Here is a 17,311-nt window from a genome sequence, read left to right as displayed (position 1 = left end):
TTATTGTTTAAAAGGGTTCATGTGATTACCAAGAAAATATTGGAGTGAAATTGGTAAAGGACGAACACTACTCGCAATCACTTTATTCACTAAACCTGGTACGCACACAGGCTTACCGTTCATAACGGCATCCCAGCCTTCTTTGACAACTTCTTCAGGTTCTTGCCAAAGGACTGAAGGGAGGCTATTTGCTGCATCACGAGTCCCCATTACATCGTGAAATTCACTATATGTGAATCCAGGGCAAAGCGCCGTGACATGAATCCCTTGAGGTTTTAACTCCATATCCAGTGATTGAGAAATATCTAAGACATAATGTTTGATTCCCGTGTAGAGAAGACTTGCACCAGGAGGTGAAAATGCTGCGAGTGAGGAAAGGTTAATAATACGTCCCCAACCATTTTTCTGCATTTGAGGTAATACTCGGTGGCAAAGCTCTGTTACGCTCGTGATCATCAATTGGATTTCTGCTGCTAGTTTTGACCAAGGGGTTTCAGCAAATGCGGTTTTACCCGATAGACCTGCATTATTAATTAGAATATCTATCGTGATTCCTAAACTTTCTGCATAAGACATAATTTCAGCTGGTGCGGATGGATCATTCAAATCAGCAGCAAAAATATGGCAATTGATACTATATTTTTCAACTAATTCAGCAGCTAATTCTTTTAATCGCTCTTCACGGCGTGCGACTAATAACAAAGAATATTTTTCTTTAGCTAAATGGTGTGCAAATGCTTTACCAATCCCAGCAGAAGCACCTGTAATAAGTGCAGTATGAATTTTCATCGTCATTCTATTTACCTATATGAAATCTAAAATAGTCTTGGAATTTCTCGTGAACTGATCTGAAAACCATTCCGTTTACGACCAATATCGCCTCTATAAGGTGTATGAGGACCTGTTAATAAAAACGGATAAGGAATATGGCGTTGATTATGGGTAAAGCCATAAGTACCAATACCGAGATATAAGTTGGGTGAAACTCTTCTAATCTCATCGACCATATTGATGCTGCCGCAAACCGAGTGAAAATGACGATAAATAAGTTGGTAGGCAGGTCGGTTGTCGAAGCGAGAGGTGGCGATCATGGTCATCATTGGGTAGCACTGAATAATGCGATGCCCTTGTTGGAAAGTGTTGTAGCCTTGACCAGTTGTGGCATTTAAAGGTCTAAAGGCTTTACTCAGCCACCGTCGGAAAAAATTGTTTAAAGTGATATGACCTATTTTATCTGCCAGCCAAGTCGGTTGAGCTAACAGATATGCAGCATATTCACCATTCATTTCTTCCATAGTTGGAGCACGAAGTGTACGAAACAAATCAAGAAGTTCCTGTACCGAAAGTTTTAGTAAGTCTTCTTCTGTAAATTTTTTCTGCATATTCCTTCCTTTTTATTTTCTTGAATGTCATTCAAGATTAGTTTGAATTTAATCATTTCTTGAATGATATTCAAGAAGGTGTAAAATAAAACCGACAAATGGTTTTCTGAGCTATTCATGTTTATGCTGAGAAATAGGAGATATTGATGGCTCGTAATAAACGTCTACAAGACCGTGAAGAGAAACAAAAAGAAATTATGAGTGCTGCACGTACTTTATTCTTAAATGAAGGGTATGAAGCAACTTCTATGAGCCGCATTGCGAATATTGCAGGAGTCGCACCCAACACAATTTATTGGTATTTTAAAGATAAAGATGAATTATTAGTTAATATTCTAAATACTGAACTGATTGATCGATTTTTTACATATATTGAACTTCAAACAAAAAATATCATTGAGCGCATATTGTGGGTAATTGATCAATTTAAATTGGTAAAACAACTCGTGACTACAGTGCATGCCCGATTACATTTGTCTCCTGAAATCTATATTTGGCATGAACGCTTTCATATTCTTGTTGAAAATCTATTACGCCAAGAGTTGATACAATCTGGTGTAGAAGAGGGAAGAATTGAAGCTAAGGTAAAAATTGCGATTTTTACAGTAGAAGGATTGTTGGCGCATGAACTTACTGATGATGAAAAGCATGCGATTTGTAGCGAACTATTCAAATTATAGACTTTTGAATATCATGTTAGATTATTAAAAAAGCCCATCAGAACATGGGCTGGTGTCGGTAGAAATTTAGCAGCCAGTCTAATTTTATTGGCAATTTGGTCAAAATTTGTCCAATGCTAAATATAGTTGTTTTTGCCATTACTCCATGTAAAGCAACTTAATTGGCAATAATTAAAGTCCTTATTAAAGCTTAAAGCTCAATGATTGAAGAGATTAACAACTTACCTAATAAGTCTTTGGAATTACTAGAATATGAAAGAATTATTTTGCTTAGAGAAGAGCATTCTTTCTTGGAATACTCTTCATAAATCAAATTTTAATGAAGTTTAAGATTTAACTCTTTTTGCCAGCGTTGTTCTAGTTGTTTTGTATCGTAGTCAAATGGATGAAATGACGGACGAATATAATTGAGAAATTCTTTAAGGACTGAAATATTAAATAGCCCTGTTCTTGGGTGAGTGATTTGACTGATAGATTGCAAATGTTTTTTTGATAGAAACTTCTTATCTGCAATTAAAAGTCGGGCGGTTCCATAGGTCATTAATCCTGCAAAAATACTACATCCAAGGATCATCCATACAATTCGTCTTGTATAGCCACCGCCTGCAGCATGATAGGCATCAAAAAACACTGCTTTATGTTCATTCTCTTCAACCGCATGCCAAAGCCATAAATCACGTAGAGGACCAACCATCTTCTGATTCCACTCATCATTACGTAATAACTCTGCACCAAATGTTCCATTACAATGTTCAATTGCGCATCCGATTGCGATACGATCCATTAACGGTAAGGTTCTATCTAGTAGAGTATATATCTGAGTTAATTGTTGCTCAAAAGTTTCAATATCAATTCCATTTTGATCTGCATAACGATGATATGCAGTATGTTCTTTTGAATGCATGGCTTCTTGACCAATAAATGCGCTGATATCAGCTTGTAAAACTGGGTCAGTAATACGTACTCTAAGCGTACGAAGCATTCTTATTAAAAATAATTCTCCTTGTGCTGTTATAGCCGATAATGTATTTAAAAAATGACTATAAAGAGGATCTTTATCAAACCAATAACGTGTAGAAGGATCAAAATTAAATTTAATATTTCGAACAGGAAAGGAGGATTTTACTTTTTGTAGAGCGCTAATTGTAGTTGACATGTTGAATAATACTCCATTAAAGGGAAACGATGTAGTTGAGTACCATTTAGCGTCATAGATGAGACATAATGGATACCATACAAAAGAACTATTTGGTTCTTTTGTATGGTATTAAGACTATATTTGTCAACATATTTATGACAAGAAGTATTGTCAAAATTTCTATTGTTAAATATTTTTTATATATTTCATATGCTTGATCATATTTTTATCTAATTTTATTTAATTTGCATTTAGTTCTTAAAATTCAATTTAGCAGACAAAAGAAAACCTCTACCAGTACTTGATAAATTAATCATAGTTCTAGTAGAAGTTTTAATATCTAGTCAGTTATATGCAGCATCTTCTGTGTGACACTATTAATTAAACTAGGCCGTTTTCTCTTGCACTGTAAAAATATAGTCTTTCAAGTCGAAATGGCGGCTTTTCCAGGCGGCTTCTAGTGTGGTGGAAGCACGGAAGGGCACATCACCTTGCTTTGTAAAATAGTAACTGTTAGAACCCTGACAGCTTGGGTTGGCAAATACCTGACGATCCTTGCGTGACAGGATGTCTGTCATGTAGGCATCCTGCGCGGATTTTTTCACTTCAACAGCCACGGCACTTCGCTTTTTGGCTTCTTTCAACACACGAACAATATGTGCTGCGCTGTTTTCAATTAGGGTGAAGAAAGACGCGCCGTTATAGCCGTATGGACCAAAAATGGTAAAAATGTTGGGGAAGCCAGCTACAGTAATCCCTTGGTATGATCGTAAGCGGTTTTCTTCCCAGTCGTCAGCTAGATTAACGCCATTTCGCCCAAAAGCGGCATAGGTTGGGAGAGCATCCTTGTCAGTTACCTTAAAACCGGTAGCCAGAATTAGCACGTCCAGTTCATGTTCTACACCATTACTAGTGCGAATGCCTTTTGGAGTGATTTCTACAATGCTGCTGGTTTCTAGTACTACGTTATCACGGTTGAAAGTCTTCAGGTAGGTGTTATGGAAGCTTGGGCGCTTGCAGCCAATCGCATAATTGGGGGTTAGCTTTTGACGGATTGCTGGGTCGTGTACCTGCGCGGCCACATAGGCGCGGGCAGCTTTTTCAATCAGTTCCGTACCGGGAATCAGGCTGTGATAATGAGCCATCACTGGAAAGGTGAGTTCTACAAAGGCCTGACTGGCAAGACGAGATATTCCTTTTACCCCTGGTAAGGACTTCAAGCCTCGGCGTGCGGTGCTAGAAAGAGAGAAATCTGGCTTTGGTAAACACCAGATAGGGGTACGCTGGAAGACGGTCAGTTTTTTAACTGTAGGTGCAATCGCTGGAATCACCTGTACTGCAGTTGCACCTGTACCAATAATACCCACACGCTTGTCTGTTAAATCAACCGAGTGATCCCAGCGGCTGGTGTGCATCGTCTTACCTTTGAAGCTTTCAATACCAGAGATGTCAGGTAGTTTGGGTTGGCTTAATGGCCCGCCAGCATGGATCAGCCAACGTGCGGATAAGTTGCCACTGCTTGTTTCTAGATGATATAGGCTTTCATTTTCTTCAAATACAGCTTTTTGTACGCGTGTATTAAAACGGAACAGTTTGGTTAGATTATATTTGGCCACACATTTCTCGGCATAGGCTTTCAGCTCTTTGCCTGGGGCATAGCTACGAGACCAACTATTGCCTTGTTCAAAGGAAAATTGGTAACTGAATGATGGAATATCAACTGCCACACCTGGATAAGTATTCCAGTGCCATACACCACCAGGCCCACTGGCATCATCAAGGATGATAATATCTTCAAAACCTGCTTTGCGAAGTGCGATAGCTGTACCAATGCCTGAAAAACCGGCACCGACAATAACGATCTCATGATGTTCAGTCATATTGAATTCTCCATCTTATTACTTTTGTATTCATCTACTAGGGTACCTACATGTAGTAGCCCTTAGGTTATCTGCTTGGGCAATATTGCTTAGACAAGTTTTTATAAGCTATAGAGAATAGATATTTACCACAAGTACCAAATAGTACTTTTGGTATTAGCACTTATGCCAAACAATCATATAAACACTTTTTGTCACATTCCCAAATGTGGTTTCAAATGACCTTTGGCTAAGGACTTAGGTCGGGATTCTATTGCGGCTGCATTATTTTCATTTACTGCTTGTGCAATACGGATTGGTATTTTTTCTCTAGTCTGGGGAGAAATTAATTCTTTATTAATTGCTATTTCTACCCAACCATGGTGGAGTCTTTTAGTTGGAATTCGTGTGCATTGCTTTGTTAAGTAATTTTTGCGCTAACAATCTGTCTATCCGGTTTGTTAGGAATGGAGATTGCTGGGCAGATTATCTCTTCATTATTAATTGACCATTTGGGACTGTTGGGAGCAATTGAAGTCCAATTTATTATCTAGAACTCATTTTACCGCTAGTCATGATAGTCGGTCTGGAAATTATTATATTAGGTGATGAGTTATCTTTTAAAATCTTTAGCTAGCTGTTTAAAATATCTAGTGAAATGTTCATTTAGATTTTACAGAATGATGGAATAGTTAGGGCTGCTCTATTTGTTCTACTTTAAACAAGCTCTTTAAAGAAACTAACGTACCTCTCTGAGTGGCATTTTTATTGAATATAAAGAGTTTGTAACTCTTTATATTCAACTCGTAGATATATTATTTTTTTATTCTATTTTCGATAGCAAACTTGAGTAACGCTGAACTACGATAAAAACCATGTGCGAATTTTCCAAATGGCATGGTAATAAAGAAGGTCATAACCGTGGCTAAATGGAAAATCAGTAAAAGTGCCATATAAGGCGTATCACGCAATGCCATGAGTGCTAGCCCTGAAGCGCTAACGATAAGTAGAAGGAATATAAAGCCTCGATCTACAGGTTTTTGTTCAAGGTCACCATGCAACGGATGACGCTTAAGATTTAAATAGAGCAAACCAAATGGTCCGACAACTAAGCCAATGCCACCTAAAGTGCCTAAAAATACTGGCAAGCTTAGGTAAGGATAAGGTGCATGTAGGTCAAGGAAATAGTGATATAAAGTCGCTACACCTGTGGCCACAAAACAAAGCATAAAGCCGTAAAAAGTTAGGTGATGGAACACACGGCGGATTTGTGTGTAACGGTCATCTTGCTCATTACAGCCTTTGCCATGTCCACCATCTAAATATTTAAGCGTTAATACATTTTGGGTGGCTTGAACCAGATCGGGTTTCTCAACTTTGCCATGAATGACTTTAGACGTTTGTCGCCAGAATTTGCTAATTCCAATGCCAAGCAGCACAATCGCAACTGTAAAGGTTGCTCCAAACAATAGTGCTAAAAAGTTATGCGGGAAAATTGCATAGAAATTACCTTGGTAGCTAGCAAACAGATCGGTACCTTTGTACCACACCACAGCTAACATGCAAAAAAAGAAAATGAGTGTTAACGCCGAGACAAAAGGAATACCTACAGATTTATAAAGTCGACCTAAAGGTTGTGGCGTCGCAAATTCTTGATAAGTTTCTAAACGAACTTGCGCCATCGCTTTTGGAATATTTACACCAAACTCGTGTGGTGGGGCATATTGGCAAGCATGTAAGCAGGCACCACAGTTATGGCACAGATTCGCGAGGTAATGAATGTCGGCTTGATTAAACTCAAGGCGTTTGGTCATGGCTGCAAAAACAGCACAAAATGACTCACAGTATCGACAAGCATTACAAATCTGTAATGCTCTTTGAACTTCCTGCTCATGGCCCGAGAGCTGTACAACTGGAATGAGGGTTTTAGTACGAGCAATCATGTTCAAATCCTTTTGAAAGTGCATAGTGGGCTGCATTTTTTCCGGCAATGCGTCCAAAGGTTGTGCCGATCGACATGCCAACGCCTGCGGTATAACCCTGACCGAGTACGTTACCTGCCATCATTTCACCTGCGACAAACAGGTTGCGGCTGGCTTTATTGTTAAAACGCACAGCAGCATCATCTTCGACTTTTAAACCTAAATAGGTAAAGGTAATGCCAGGTTTAAGCGCATAGGCATAGAATGGTGGTTGATCGAGAGGAACGGCCCAGTGGGTCTTGTTGGGAACAATATTTTCGGTGCTGCAATCATCTAAAACGGTATGGTTAAAGGTGCCTTGCACACAGGCTTGATTAAATTCTTCTACGGTATGGCATAAGGTTTTTGCATCCAGCCCGATTTTTTCAGCTAACTCTTGAATGCTATTTGCTTTTACACCAGCAAATACAGGTGGCATAAAGCGACCAATGGCTTTTGAGTCAATAATGGAATAGGCAATTTGCTGGGGTTGTTTGGCAACAAGGCGGCCCCAAATCGCATAACGTTTTGGCCAAAAGTCTTCGCCTTCATCGTAAAAACGTTCGGCTTGGTTATTGACCACAATTCCCAGTGAAACGCAGTCAATACGGGTGCAGATGCCGCCATCATATATCGGTGCTCTTGCATCTACAGCGACGCAATGCGATTGCGATGGGTCACCAATAATATCTGCACCTTGATCTCTCATAAATTTGAGTAAGTTGCCTTGATTAAAGCGGGTTCCGCGAATAATGAAATTATCGGCAGGCCATTCGCCGTTTTCATTTTGTCCCCATGCTTCTCTTAACCATTCCAAATTTGACTCAAAACCACCTGCTGCCAGTACACAGCTTTTCGCTTTAAATACACGGTCATCTTCTGCAATTGCGGCTTCAAAATGTCCTTGGTCTAACTTTAGATCTTTAATTCTTGTGTTATATAAAATTTCGATGCCAAGTTCTTGGGCACTACGGTAATAGGCATTTATGAGGGCTTTACCACCACCCATAAAAAAGGCATTGGTACGCGCAACATGTAAAGCACCCGATAGTGGCGGCTGAAAATTGACACCATGTTTACGCATCCAGTCGCGACAGGTCGCCGTGCTACGAATCACCAGACGAGCTAAGTGCTCATTGGTTTTTCCGGCAGTGACTTTAAGTAGATCTTGCCAATATTCTTCTTCGGGGTAGGCATCAACCAATACATCTTGAGGCGCATCATGCATGCAGCGAAGGTTACGAGTGTGTTGTGAGTTACCACCACGCCATTCTTTAGGTGCTGCTTCTATGACAAGCACAGACGCGCCACTTTCTTTTGCCGTGAGCGCGGCACACAGTGCGGCATTCCCACCCCCAATTACAATCACATCATGCATGGATTTCTCCCTTTTTCAGCTAGGGCTAATGTAGCTTTAAAAGGGAAGATGAAGTGAGAGGCTAAGCTTGAATGGGTGTTTAGTAAAAATAAACACTAATGGCTTAAGTGTTTATAAGTTTCGCACCGGGCCAACGCTTTTCATTAATCAGGTTGGTCACACAAGCACGAATCACCACTTTGGTGGCTAGAGTAGCAGGTGAGAGCTCTTCTTCAGACAGACTAATCAAATAGTTAATGCGTTCAATGGCAGGTTCTACAATACGCAGTAAACATAGGTCTTGTCGTGAGTTTAATGAGGCACCCGCAGGTTGGATGGTTGCCATTTCGAGTTGGCTAATGCTTTGCATTAACAAATGCAACCCATCAATTTCATAGGCCACTTTAAGTTGATGAATTTTCTGTTCGAGCAACAAACGTAGTCCATGTCTTTGACTCGGTAAAATTAGCGGAAGCTCTTTAAGCTCTGAATGAGTAATGGTTTGAGTGTCTATACAGCTTTCAAGATGGTACTGACTCAGTACTTCTTTAGGTGAAATTAAAAACATCTGTTCTTTGACTAAAGACTGTATGGCCCACTGTGGATCGACATCGTCACTAAAGATGATGGCAACATCGAGCTGCCTTGCATTAACTAATGCCTTCAGGTCACCCGATAAGCCTTCAATTAAACGGACTTTAATGTCGGGATAACGGTTTCTCATAAGTTTTAAAAAGTGCGTGCCTATAACCGACGCGACACTTGGCGAAAAACCGACGGTGACATGACCACTTAAACGTGAAGAATGCGCAGAGTCTACGGCATGGTCTAAGTGCCTAAGTGCAAGTTGAACCTGTTGAAAAAAAGCTAAACCCGCTGGGGTGGGAACCGTACCCAAAGCAGTGCGTTGTAACAGGCGAATAGAAAGCTCACTTTCTAATTTTGAGATTTGCTGACTTAATGCAGAAGTTCCAATATCGAGATTTTTTGCAGCTTTACCCAAGCTTCCTGACTCGATCACCGCAATAAAATACTTGAGTTGTTTGAGTTCCACGGCAAATACTACATTGTCCTTTATTGGTTATTCTACACTGGTTTATTGCTATACATTTTGTTCTATTACGTTGTGTAAACCACTAACAGAGTAAAGGCAACATCAGCTCAAGATGTTGCCTTTTAGCGCTTTTATTGTTTAACCTGCTCAAGACCCTGTTCTTCAATAATTTGTGTTGCTTTAGGCGATTTCACAAATTTGATGAGTTCTTTTGCGACTTTTTCATGTTCAGAGTTTTTACCAATGCCCGCCGCAAACACAGTGACTTTTTGATAAGGCGCAGGAATTGGGCCGACTAAATCAACTTGACCATATTGGCCAGTAAACGGTTTGATTTCACTGATTTGCTGGAACCCAATATCAAACTGTCCTTCGGCAATACGTTTGGCAACGCGATCACCGACCACTTTTTCTGCTTTACCAGCAATCACTTTGTACTCGACAGGTGGGAAGCTTGGAAAAACATCTTTTTCAAGATGGGTGCCGCTTGCACTTGCTGAATAGCCGATATGCTTAGCATTGAGTAAAACTTTTTCGAATTTTGCCGCAGAGCTAATATCTGGTTTTGGGGCGCCTTTAGGCACAGCCATTCCAATGCTTGAATTGACTAAAGCACGTTGTGAATCTGGGTCGACATACCCCTTTTCTGCGAGCTTATTGAGTTCAGGAGCCGCCAACACCACCACATCAAAACGTTCACCGCGATCGAGTCGATTGGGAATTGCGGTTGGTGACGCACCCATGGATGAACCAGACGAAAGATGTACGGTATGGCCTGTCTGCTTTTCAAATATTGGAATGAGTTTTTCCATAGATGAATAGAAACCGCCTGAGCTAATCACTTCGAGGGTATCTGCGTAAGCAAGCCTTGAGCCTAAGCCTGCACCAGCCAGACAAATGGTCATCAAGATAGGGGACGTTTTCATAGTGCCTCACTTTAAGTACAAACAAGAAAAGTACGGAGATTTATGGGCTGCCGTACTGTTCATTAAAATTTCAGGTTAAGTCGTTGTTTTAAGCGCTAACCTTGGCTGGTTCAGCAATTGGATCCGTATTTTTCTGTTGAGAACCACGGCATAAATACAAGCTTGAGACTAAGCTACATACCGCAGCGAGCATCAGCCAGAACGCAGGGGTACTTGCGTTACCTGTGTTTTCGACTAGGAAAGTACAGGCCATTGGGGTCATGCCACCAAAAATCGCGGCTGCAAGGCTGAATGCCAAAGAGAAGCCAACGGTACGAACACGTTTTGGCATTACTTCGGCAAGTGTTGCGACCATGGTGCCGTTGTACATACCAAAGAAGAACGAGAAGTAAGCAAGCGTAATCAGTAGGTTTGAGAAACTGATGTCACTGACCAACCAGCTTAAAACTGGATAAGTGGTCAAGATGGCAAGGGAAGTAATGCCGACGAGAACTGGACGACGACCAATTTTGTCTGAAAGCAAGCCACCCATAGGTAACCAAAAGAAATTTGATAATCCCACAAATACGGTAGCTAAGAGGCTATCTGTTACCGACATTTCTAAAGTACGCTTTGCGTACACTGTGGTGTAAACCGTAATGAAATAGAACGTGGTTGTGGTCATCGCACTCATCATCATACCTGCAAGTACGATGCGCCAGTTGCTTGCTAATGTGCTGAAAATTTCTTTTGAAGAGGGATGAGTCTTTTGTGCTTTAAAGTCCTCTGTTTCCTCTAAAGTACGGCGGAACAAAAAGATTAGAGGAATAATCAAGCAACCAATCAGGAATGGAATACGCCAGCCCCATTCGCCGACCTGAGCGTGAGTTAAGACGGTATTTAGCCAATAACCTAGTAATGCTGCGAATACAACCGCAATTTGTTGGCTGCCAGACTGCCAGCTGGTAATAAATCCACGGTTTTTATCAGTTGCAATTTCAGCCAGATAAATCGATACACCGCCAGATTCCACACCCGCGGAGAAACCCTGTAACAGGCGGCCAATTACCACTAATATCGGTGCAATAATACCAATAGTTTCATAGCCTGGCACAAAGGTAATCAGAATGGTGCCAATGGCCATAAGGCTTAAGGTAACAATCAAACCTTTACGTCGCCCGACTCTGTCAACATAGGCACCTAAGAAAATAGCGCCAAGTGGTCGCATTAGAAAACCCGCAGCAAACACGGTAAATGTCATCATTAAAGAGACATATTCGTTCTCAGAGTGGAAAAACTTTGCTGCAATATAAGTAGCGTAGAAGCCAAAAAGAAAAAAATCATATTGTTCTAAAAAATTGCCACTGGTTACATTTAATATTTTTTTAAAAGTAGCTGTGCGATTATTTGCGACATCCATTAAAGACCTCCTTGGCCTGATAAAATGGAAACGTTCACAATTTTCAGTTTTTGGATATAAATTGATCTACCCCATAGACCCTAATATGAAATGGGTGAGAGATGAGATATTGAACTATCCTTTGTAGAAAATGTGCTGCCTTGTTTCCAGTTCAAACTACACGTCAATATTCTGATAAACAGAAATCTACTTATCATTCGAAAAGAAATGTAATCCTAAAAAGGGAAAAGGAGTGAGAGGGCAAAATTAATGAGGTATTTAATAAAATTAATGACCCTTTAAAAAATAATCTCTGAACATGGCCAAATTTGATTTTGGATCAAGTCTTTGACACAAGCTTTAATTGCGGCTTTGGCGGCGAGTGCAGCAGGTGATAATTCTTCTTCAGCAAGGCTGACCAAGTAATTGATTCGTTCAACTTCTGGGTCAATCAATTTTAGTAATTTTATCTTGTGCTTATACTCTTGTAAGCAGGCGCTTCCAGGACGAATACTTGCGAGGTCAAGGTGAATAAGGCTATCCATAAGCAAATGTAAGCCATCAATTTCATAGACGACATTGAGCTGTCCAATCTTGTGCTCAAGGAATTTTCTTAAACTGTGACGCTGACGTGGCAGCACCAACGGAATGTTACCAATTTGTTGGGATTGGATAATGCTGTTATTAATGCATTCAGAAAGACCATATTTTTCGAATACTTCTGTACGCGCCATTAAATACATTTGTTCACGTACCAAAGGTTGTATTGACCATTGTTTATCAACTTCGTTGGTAAAAATTATGGCGATATCAAGTTGGCGTGAATTAATCGACTGAATTAGATTCCCTGAAAGTGTCTCCACAATTTCCAGACGAATGTCTGGATAACGTTCAGACATTAATTTCATCAAAGGTATACCAATCAAAGCAGTAATAGTCGGTGGGAAACCTAAACTAACATGGCCTGAAAGTCGGGCTGAATGAGCAGCGTCAACAGCAAAGTTTATTTGACGCAAAATAAGTTGAGAGTGCTTTAGAAATGCAAGGCCAGCCGGAGTAGGCGTGACCCCAAAGGCATTACGCTGTAATAGACGAATACTTAATTCCTGTTCGAGCTTACTCATTTGCTGGCTAATTGCGGAAGCACCGACATCAAGTTTCTGAGCTGCTTTACCTATGCTGCCGGCTTCAACCACAGCCAGAAAATACTTTATTTGCTTGATTTCCATTAAAATGTATTCTTTTCGTCCTATGCCTTAGATGGTTCTATAAAGCAAATTAATCAATAAAGTAGATGTTATCAGTGTTGCTAGAAAAATGTTTAAGTGATGTTGAAAATTGACAAAATGATATTTAAAAAATACTCCGTAGAATAATCATACAAGTGTTTATTATACAGGCCAAACTTTAACAGGAGAGAATAGACCAAGGCCGTTGATTTCACGCTACAAGCAAATCACAATAGAGTAATCCAATTGCTCATAAAGATTTTGTACTCACTCTTATAATTTAACGATATACAAGTAGTTCCACTAACTCTTTTACAGTAAGAGTTTTTATCTGGTTGAAAAATGTACGCAAAGCTAATGGGACAAGATTGAGTAAATTTGAGTTGTATAAAAATAAAATTTAAACAAAACATGTCGTTATGGGTTTGATTCAACTGTCGTCATCCCACCAAATACTTAAATCAAGCTGAATCACATACGTTTATAGCTAATAAAAATAATTTAATTTCAATTATTTAGATTTTATTTTCTTGTTTATTCGATATGATCTGACCTAATTTTTGCTTTTTAAGGGGCAGAATTGGAAATTTTGACTTTTAGTATCCATATCTTGATTAAGATATAAACTCAAATCCTTTAGAATTTGAGTTTATTGATAACACCATCTGATCAATCTGAAGACAGAATGATAATCTAAAGATCATTAAAACAGACTAGAATGAATCAATCGTAATAAGATTATCATAAGGCAATTTTCCAACTCTCGGGTAAGGTTGCGATGCTGATTTACCAACAGCAATCATTAAACACACTACATGATCTTCAGGTAAGTTAATGAGCTTTGCCATCGCATCAAAGTCAAAACCATCCATAGGGCAACTGTCTAAACCATGTTCTTGAGCAAGTAACATCAAAGTTTGAGCAAAGATACCCGCACTACGCATAACTTCGTCACGTTGGGTTTGCGGGCGGTCACGGTAATATTGGTCAATTGCGCCAACCATAATATTTTGAACTTCTGGTGAAGCCCCATCCCATACATGCTTCGCATCAACTTCCCATGTACTGACTTTTGCACATAAAACAATCAATAATGATGATTCTGTAACTTGTGGCTGATCCCAGGCAATTGCTCTTATCTGCTTTCTTAATTCAACATTCTCAACCAGCACGGGTCGCCAGTGCTGAAGGTTAAAGGCACTCGGTGCATTTTCCATGACACTGCTTAATAATTTCTTTTTATCTTCATCCAAGATTTTGAAATCTGGATCAAAGCGTTTAATGGCACGGCGTTGTTGAATTGCATCGATTACATTCATAAATTATATCCTTGAATTTTTTGGAAAAATTATTGGGATTGATAACGAAGTGCGACTCCGCTTGAGGAAAAGTTAGGTAAAAGTTTTAAACGTGAATTTTGATAAGTTTTCCACAAATTTTCATCTTTTAAAACAGGTATTGTTATTGTTTCTCGTTTATCAAAGCCAATCAACGCTGCATCAACAAGTTGATCCACATCCATCATTGGAGGCATTTGACTGATATCGGCACCTGAACGTTCCCATATTGCGGTTTTTGTCGCAGAGGGGAGCACAGCCTGAATATAAACATTGGTTTCTTTGAGTTCTAAGCTCAGGCTTTGACTAAAAAATTCAACAAATGATTTACTTGCCCCGTAGACAGTCAGACCAAACTCTGGGGCAAGACCAACTACTGATCCAAGATTAATAATAGCACCCGTGTTTTGAGGGATTAATCTTTGTAGAATTGCGTGAGATAAGCGGACTAACGCTGAGATATTTAAAGAAATCAGTTTCTCAATTTGTTCTAAATCCTGTTCTAAAAACTGACCACTAACGCTAATTCCTGCATTATTGACCAGTAGATTAATTTGAGGATCGGATTTGAGTCGGTTTTCAATTGATATTACATCTTCATTTTTAGATAAATCGACGGCCATCACTTCAACTTGGACGCCATATTGTTGTTGGATTTTTTGCGCGATTTGTTTCAATCGGCTTTGATCTCTTGCTACTAGAATTAAATCATACCCGCGTTTTGCCAGACGATCTGCATAGACTGCACCAATACCTGAAGATGCGCCCGTTACCAGTGCTTTAGAATGTTTATTCATAATTGCTTCCATTTAGATTATGATCATAATCTAAACCTGTATTTTTTTGATGTCAATCATAATCAATGTATAATCGAATTATTGCTATCCATGTTGAGCATTGCCAATGAAAGTGACCAAGACTCAGGTTAAAGAAAATCGTGAGAAGATTGTGACTAAGGCGACTGAGCTATTTAAAAGCAAAGGTTATGATGGCATTGGAATTGCTGAATTGATGTCCAGTGCAGGTTTCACACATGGCGGTTTTTATAAGCATTTCAGTTCTAAACTAGACCTAATTCAAATTAGTGTAAAAAATGGTGTTGAACAAGTTTTAAAACAAGTTGATGGGCTAAGCTTGAAACAATTTATTCAACTATATGTTTCTAAGCAGCATCGAGATCATGCTGATCAGGGCTGTACTTTGGCTGCTTTATCCTGTGATGCGGCAAGGCAACCTAAGCAAGTTAAACAAGAGTTTGAAAGTGGTATCGAACATTTACTGCAATTTATTATGGCTGAACTTGCTAAACATTCTACTGATGAAAATGCTGAGCTGCGGAAAAAAGCGATTTATATCTTATCTACGTCGGTTGGGGCAGTCGTATTGTCTCGGGCATGCCCTGATAATTCGAGTTTGTCAGATGAAATATTGTTAGACTGTAAAGAAGATTTAATAAAACTTATAGCTGAATAATATGAAGAAACTAATTTTAGTATGTTTAATGGGACATTTCGGTAACAAATGCTTTTGCTCATTCAGGTGGTACTGATTCTTCAGGCTGCCATACGAACAGCAAGACAGGGGATCGTCACTGCCACTAATGGTATAAGAAAAGGAAGCTAAGCTTCCTTTTCTTTTGAACGCTAAAACACTGAGCTTATGCACCTATATATAAAATCAAGCCACAGAATGCAGAAGCAAAAATCACATACATGACTTTGACTTCAAAATGGAATAAGGCAACAAATGCTCCAATTGCAATGAATGCAGCTTCAAAGTTGAAAGGATGATTGAATCCATTTGGCCATAAAACATGATAGCTGAAGAAAAGTGCAAGATTTAAAATTACCCCCACTACAGCTGCAGTGATTGCTGTTAATGGTGCAGTAAATTTCAACTCATTATGAGTTGATTCAATCACTGGGGCACCAGCTAGAATGAAAATGAAAGAGAATAGAAACGTAAACCAAGTAACAATGACAGCACCTAAGGCGCCTGCTAAAAATACATGATCACTTCCTAATAATGCATGATTAAAGCCACCTAGAAATCCGACAAATGCAACCACCATAATCAGTGGGCCAGGGGTACTTTCACCTAGTGCTAAACCATCGATCATTTGTGTTGGACTCAACCAACCATAAAAATTTACAGCACCTTGATACACGTAAGGTAATACTGCATAAGCCCCACCAAATGTTAACAGTGCAGCCTTCGTGAAGAACCAAGCCATTTGTGTATAGGCATGATCCCATCCGAAGGTAAGAGTCAAACCTATAATGGGTGTAAACCATAAAATTGCACCGATAAATAAAATTTTTCCAAAGTGCTTCCAACTAAATATGGCATGTTCTGGGGTTGGAGTATCATCATCAATTAGTGCTGGGCCATAATCTTTTTTACCTTGCTGATGTGAACCTCCACCCGTAAAAAAGCTTGGATATTTTTTACTTGCCAAGTATCCAATGATTGCAGCGCTTAGAACAATTAAGGGAAACGGAAGGTTAAAGAAAAAGATAGCAACGAATGCAAGTGCAGCAATTGCCCATAAAAATTTATTCTTTAATGATCGGCTGCCAATTCGGTAAGTTGCATGAAAGACAATAGCAACTACAGCAGGTTTAATTCCATAAAAGAGCCCAGCAATAATAGGAACATCACCAAACTTTACATAGACCCATGAGAGCGCGATCAGGATAAATAAAGAGGGTAAAACGAATAAGACACCCGCAACAATACCACCTATAGTCCTATGCATTAACCAACCTATGTAGGTTGCTAATTGTTGAGCTTCAGGTCCGGGTAATAACATGCAGTAGTTGAGAGCATGTAAGAAACGTTTTTCAGAAATCCAACGTTTTTGTTCAACAAGCTCTTGGTGCATGACAGCGATTTGCCCCGCTGGTCCACCAAAACTAATAAATCCCAATTTAAGCCAAAATAAGAAGGCTTGCCAAAAATGAACTGGCTGTGCTGGCTCATCGGGTGCAGCGGCTTGTTCTTGTTCCAT

15 protein-coding genes and 1 pseudogene are annotated in these 17,311 nt (G+C 39.6%); 3 read left to right on the top strand and 13 right to left on the bottom strand.

From position 1 onward, the window contains the following. Window positions 1–795: an SDR family oxidoreductase gene (locus GBI66_RS01560; protein WP_151714924.1), complete on the bottom strand. Its 795-nt coding sequence runs from the start codon at window positions 793–795 to the stop codon at window positions 1–3. Window positions 796–815: 20 nt separating this feature from the next. Next, window positions 816–1,382, bottom strand: coding sequence for a hypothetical protein (locus GBI66_RS01555; protein ID WP_151714923.1), 567 nt, complete (start codon window positions 1,380–1,382; stop codon window positions 816–818). A 146-nt stretch (window positions 1,383–1,528) separates the two neighbouring features. On the opposite strand from GBI66_RS01555, the gene GBI66_RS01550 reads away from it, so the two are divergent. Beyond that, complete coding sequence (locus GBI66_RS01550; RefSeq protein ID WP_151714922.1) at window positions 1,529–2,062, top strand: TetR/AcrR family transcriptional regulator; 534 nt, start codon at window positions 1,529–1,531, stop codon at window positions 2,060–2,062. Between the two features lie 316 nt (window positions 2,063–2,378). Here the strand turns inward: GBI66_RS01550 and GBI66_RS01545 are convergent, their stop codons facing one another. The 10 genes from GBI66_RS01545 to GBI66_RS01495 all read right to left on the bottom strand — a co-directional run bounded on the left by GBI66_RS01545 (window position 2,379) and on the right by GBI66_RS01495 (window position 15,098). After that, a complete protein-coding gene (locus GBI66_RS01545; protein ID WP_151714921.1) occupies window positions 2,379–3,218 on the bottom strand; it encodes a metal-dependent hydrolase in 840 nt (279 codons plus the stop codon). Window positions 3,219–3,586: 368 nt separating this feature from the next. Then, complete coding sequence (locus GBI66_RS01540; protein ID WP_151714920.1) at window positions 3,587–5,080, bottom strand: NAD(P)/FAD-dependent oxidoreductase; 1,494 nt, start codon at window positions 5,078–5,080, stop codon at window positions 3,587–3,589. A gap of 794 nt (window positions 5,081–5,874) precedes the next feature. After that, window positions 5,875–7,002 (bottom strand): tricarballylate utilization 4Fe-4S protein TcuB, encoded by a 1,128-nt coding sequence (gene tcuB, locus GBI66_RS01530; protein ID WP_151714919.1) that lies wholly within the window; start codon window positions 7,000–7,002, stop codon window positions 5,875–5,877. Next, on the bottom strand, window positions 6,986–8,398 hold the full coding sequence (gene tcuA, locus GBI66_RS01525) for an FAD-dependent tricarballylate dehydrogenase TcuA (RefSeq protein ID WP_151714918.1): 1,413 nt from the start codon (window positions 8,396–8,398) through the stop codon (window positions 6,986–6,988). The genes tcuB and tcuA overlap by 17 nt, the downstream gene beginning before the upstream one ends. 103 nt (window positions 8,399–8,501) lie before the next feature. Continuing rightward, window positions 8,502–9,431 carry a LysR family transcriptional regulator gene (locus GBI66_RS01520; protein ID WP_151714917.1) on the bottom strand — a complete coding sequence of 310 codons (930 nt, stop codon included), beginning with the start codon at window positions 9,429–9,431 and terminating at the stop codon, window positions 8,502–8,504. 131 nt (window positions 9,432–9,562) lie between these two features. After that, entirely contained in the window at window positions 9,563–10,357 is a 795-nt protein-coding gene (locus GBI66_RS01515; protein WP_215901022.1) for a substrate-binding domain-containing protein, read from the bottom strand. Between the two features lie 88 nt (window positions 10,358–10,445). Continuing rightward, a complete protein-coding gene (locus GBI66_RS01510) occupies window positions 10,446–11,756 on the bottom strand; it encodes an MFS transporter (RefSeq protein ID WP_070076330.1) in 1,311 nt (436 codons plus the stop codon). 278 nt (window positions 11,757–12,034) lie between these two features. Continuing rightward, on the bottom strand, window positions 12,035–12,964 hold the full coding sequence (locus GBI66_RS01505) for a LysR family transcriptional regulator (RefSeq protein WP_151714916.1): 930 nt from the start codon (window positions 12,962–12,964) through the stop codon (window positions 12,035–12,037). A 713-nt stretch (window positions 12,965–13,677) separates the two neighbouring features. Then, a complete protein-coding gene (locus GBI66_RS01500; RefSeq protein ID WP_004805232.1) occupies window positions 13,678–14,283 on the bottom strand; it encodes a nitroreductase family protein in 606 nt (201 codons plus the stop codon). A gap of 29 nt (window positions 14,284–14,312) precedes the next feature. Then, window positions 14,313–15,098, bottom strand: a complete 786-nt coding sequence (locus tag GBI66_RS01495; protein ID WP_151715003.1) for an SDR family oxidoreductase — start codon at window positions 15,096–15,098, stop codon at window positions 14,313–14,315. Window positions 15,099–15,204: 106 nt separating this feature from the next. Here GBI66_RS01495 and GBI66_RS01490 point away from each other — a divergent pair, with 106 nt between their 5' ends. Together GBI66_RS01490 and GBI66_RS19835 are read left to right on the top strand one after the other, a co-directional pair. Further along, window positions 15,205–15,774 (top strand): TetR/AcrR family transcriptional regulator, encoded by a 570-nt coding sequence (locus GBI66_RS01490; RefSeq protein ID WP_151714915.1) that lies wholly within the window; start codon window positions 15,205–15,207, stop codon window positions 15,772–15,774. Window position 15,775: 1 nt separating this feature from the next. Beyond that, window positions 15,776–15,902 (top strand): annotated as a pseudogene (locus tag GBI66_RS19835) (YHYH domain-containing protein). 56 nt (window positions 15,903–15,958) lie between these two features. Here GBI66_RS19835 and chrA read toward each other — a convergent pair. Next, entirely contained in the window at window positions 15,959–17,311 is a 1,353-nt protein-coding gene (gene chrA / locus GBI66_RS01480) for a chromate efflux transporter (RefSeq protein WP_151714914.1), read from the bottom strand.

This window comes from Acinetobacter sp. TUM15071 (assembly GCF_008980925.1).
Taxonomy (GTDB): domain Bacteria; phylum Pseudomonadota; class Gammaproteobacteria; order Pseudomonadales; family Moraxellaceae; genus Acinetobacter; species Acinetobacter dispersus.
The sequence above is the reverse complement of the archived record's forward strand: the minus strand, read 5'-3'. Positions and strand labels throughout refer to the sequence as shown.

What these genes read in the sequence shown, in the direction of transcription:
- GBI66_RS01560 (WP_151714924.1), bottom strand. Translation starts at nt 795, where the DNA reads ATGACGATGAAAATTCATACTGCACTTATTACAGGTGCTTCTGCTGGG.
- GBI66_RS01555 (WP_151714923.1), bottom strand. Translation starts at nt 1,382, where the DNA reads ATGCAGAAAAAATTTACAGAAGAAGACTTACTAAAACTTTCGGTACAG.
- GBI66_RS01550 (WP_151714922.1), top strand. Translation starts at nt 1,529, where the DNA reads ATGGCTCGTAATAAACGTCTACAAGACCGTGAAGAGAAACAAAAAGAA.
- GBI66_RS01545 (WP_151714921.1), bottom strand. Translation starts at nt 3,218, where the DNA reads ATGTCAACTACAATTAGCGCTCTACAAAAAGTAAAATCCTCCTTTCCT.
- GBI66_RS01540 (WP_151714920.1), bottom strand. Translation starts at nt 5,080, where the DNA reads ATGACTGAACATCATGAGATCGTTATTGTCGGTGCCGGTTTTTCAGGC.
- tcuB (WP_151714919.1), bottom strand. Translation starts at nt 7,002, where the DNA reads ATGATTGCTCGTACTAAAACCCTCATTCCAGTTGTACAGCTCTCGGGC.
- tcuA (WP_151714918.1), bottom strand. Translation starts at nt 8,398, where the DNA reads ATGCATGATGTGATTGTAATTGGGGGTGGGAATGCCGCACTGTGTGCC.
- GBI66_RS01515 (WP_215901022.1), bottom strand. Translation starts at nt 10,357, where the DNA reads ATGAAAACGTCCCCTATCTTGATGACCATTTGTCTGGCTGGTGCAGGC.
- GBI66_RS01510 (WP_070076330.1), bottom strand. Translation starts at nt 11,756, where the DNA reads ATGGATGTCGCAAATAATCGCACAGCTACTTTTAAAAAAATATTAAAT.
- GBI66_RS01505 (WP_151714916.1), bottom strand. Translation starts at nt 12,964, where the DNA reads ATGGAAATCAAGCAAATAAAGTATTTTCTGGCTGTGGTTGAAGCCGGC.
- GBI66_RS01500 (WP_004805232.1), bottom strand. Translation starts at nt 14,283, where the DNA reads ATGAATGTAATCGATGCAATTCAACAACGCCGTGCCATTAAACGCTTT.
- GBI66_RS01495 (WP_151715003.1), bottom strand. Translation starts at nt 15,098, where the DNA reads ATGAATAAACATTCTAAAGCACTGGTAACGGGCGCATCTTCAGGTATT.
- GBI66_RS01490 (WP_151714915.1), top strand. Translation starts at nt 15,205, where the DNA reads ATGAAAGTGACCAAGACTCAGGTTAAAGAAAATCGTGAGAAGATTGTG.
- chrA (WP_151714914.1), bottom strand. Translation starts at nt 17,311, where the DNA reads ATGGAACAAGAACAAGCCGCTGCACCCGATGAGCCAGCACAGCCAGTT.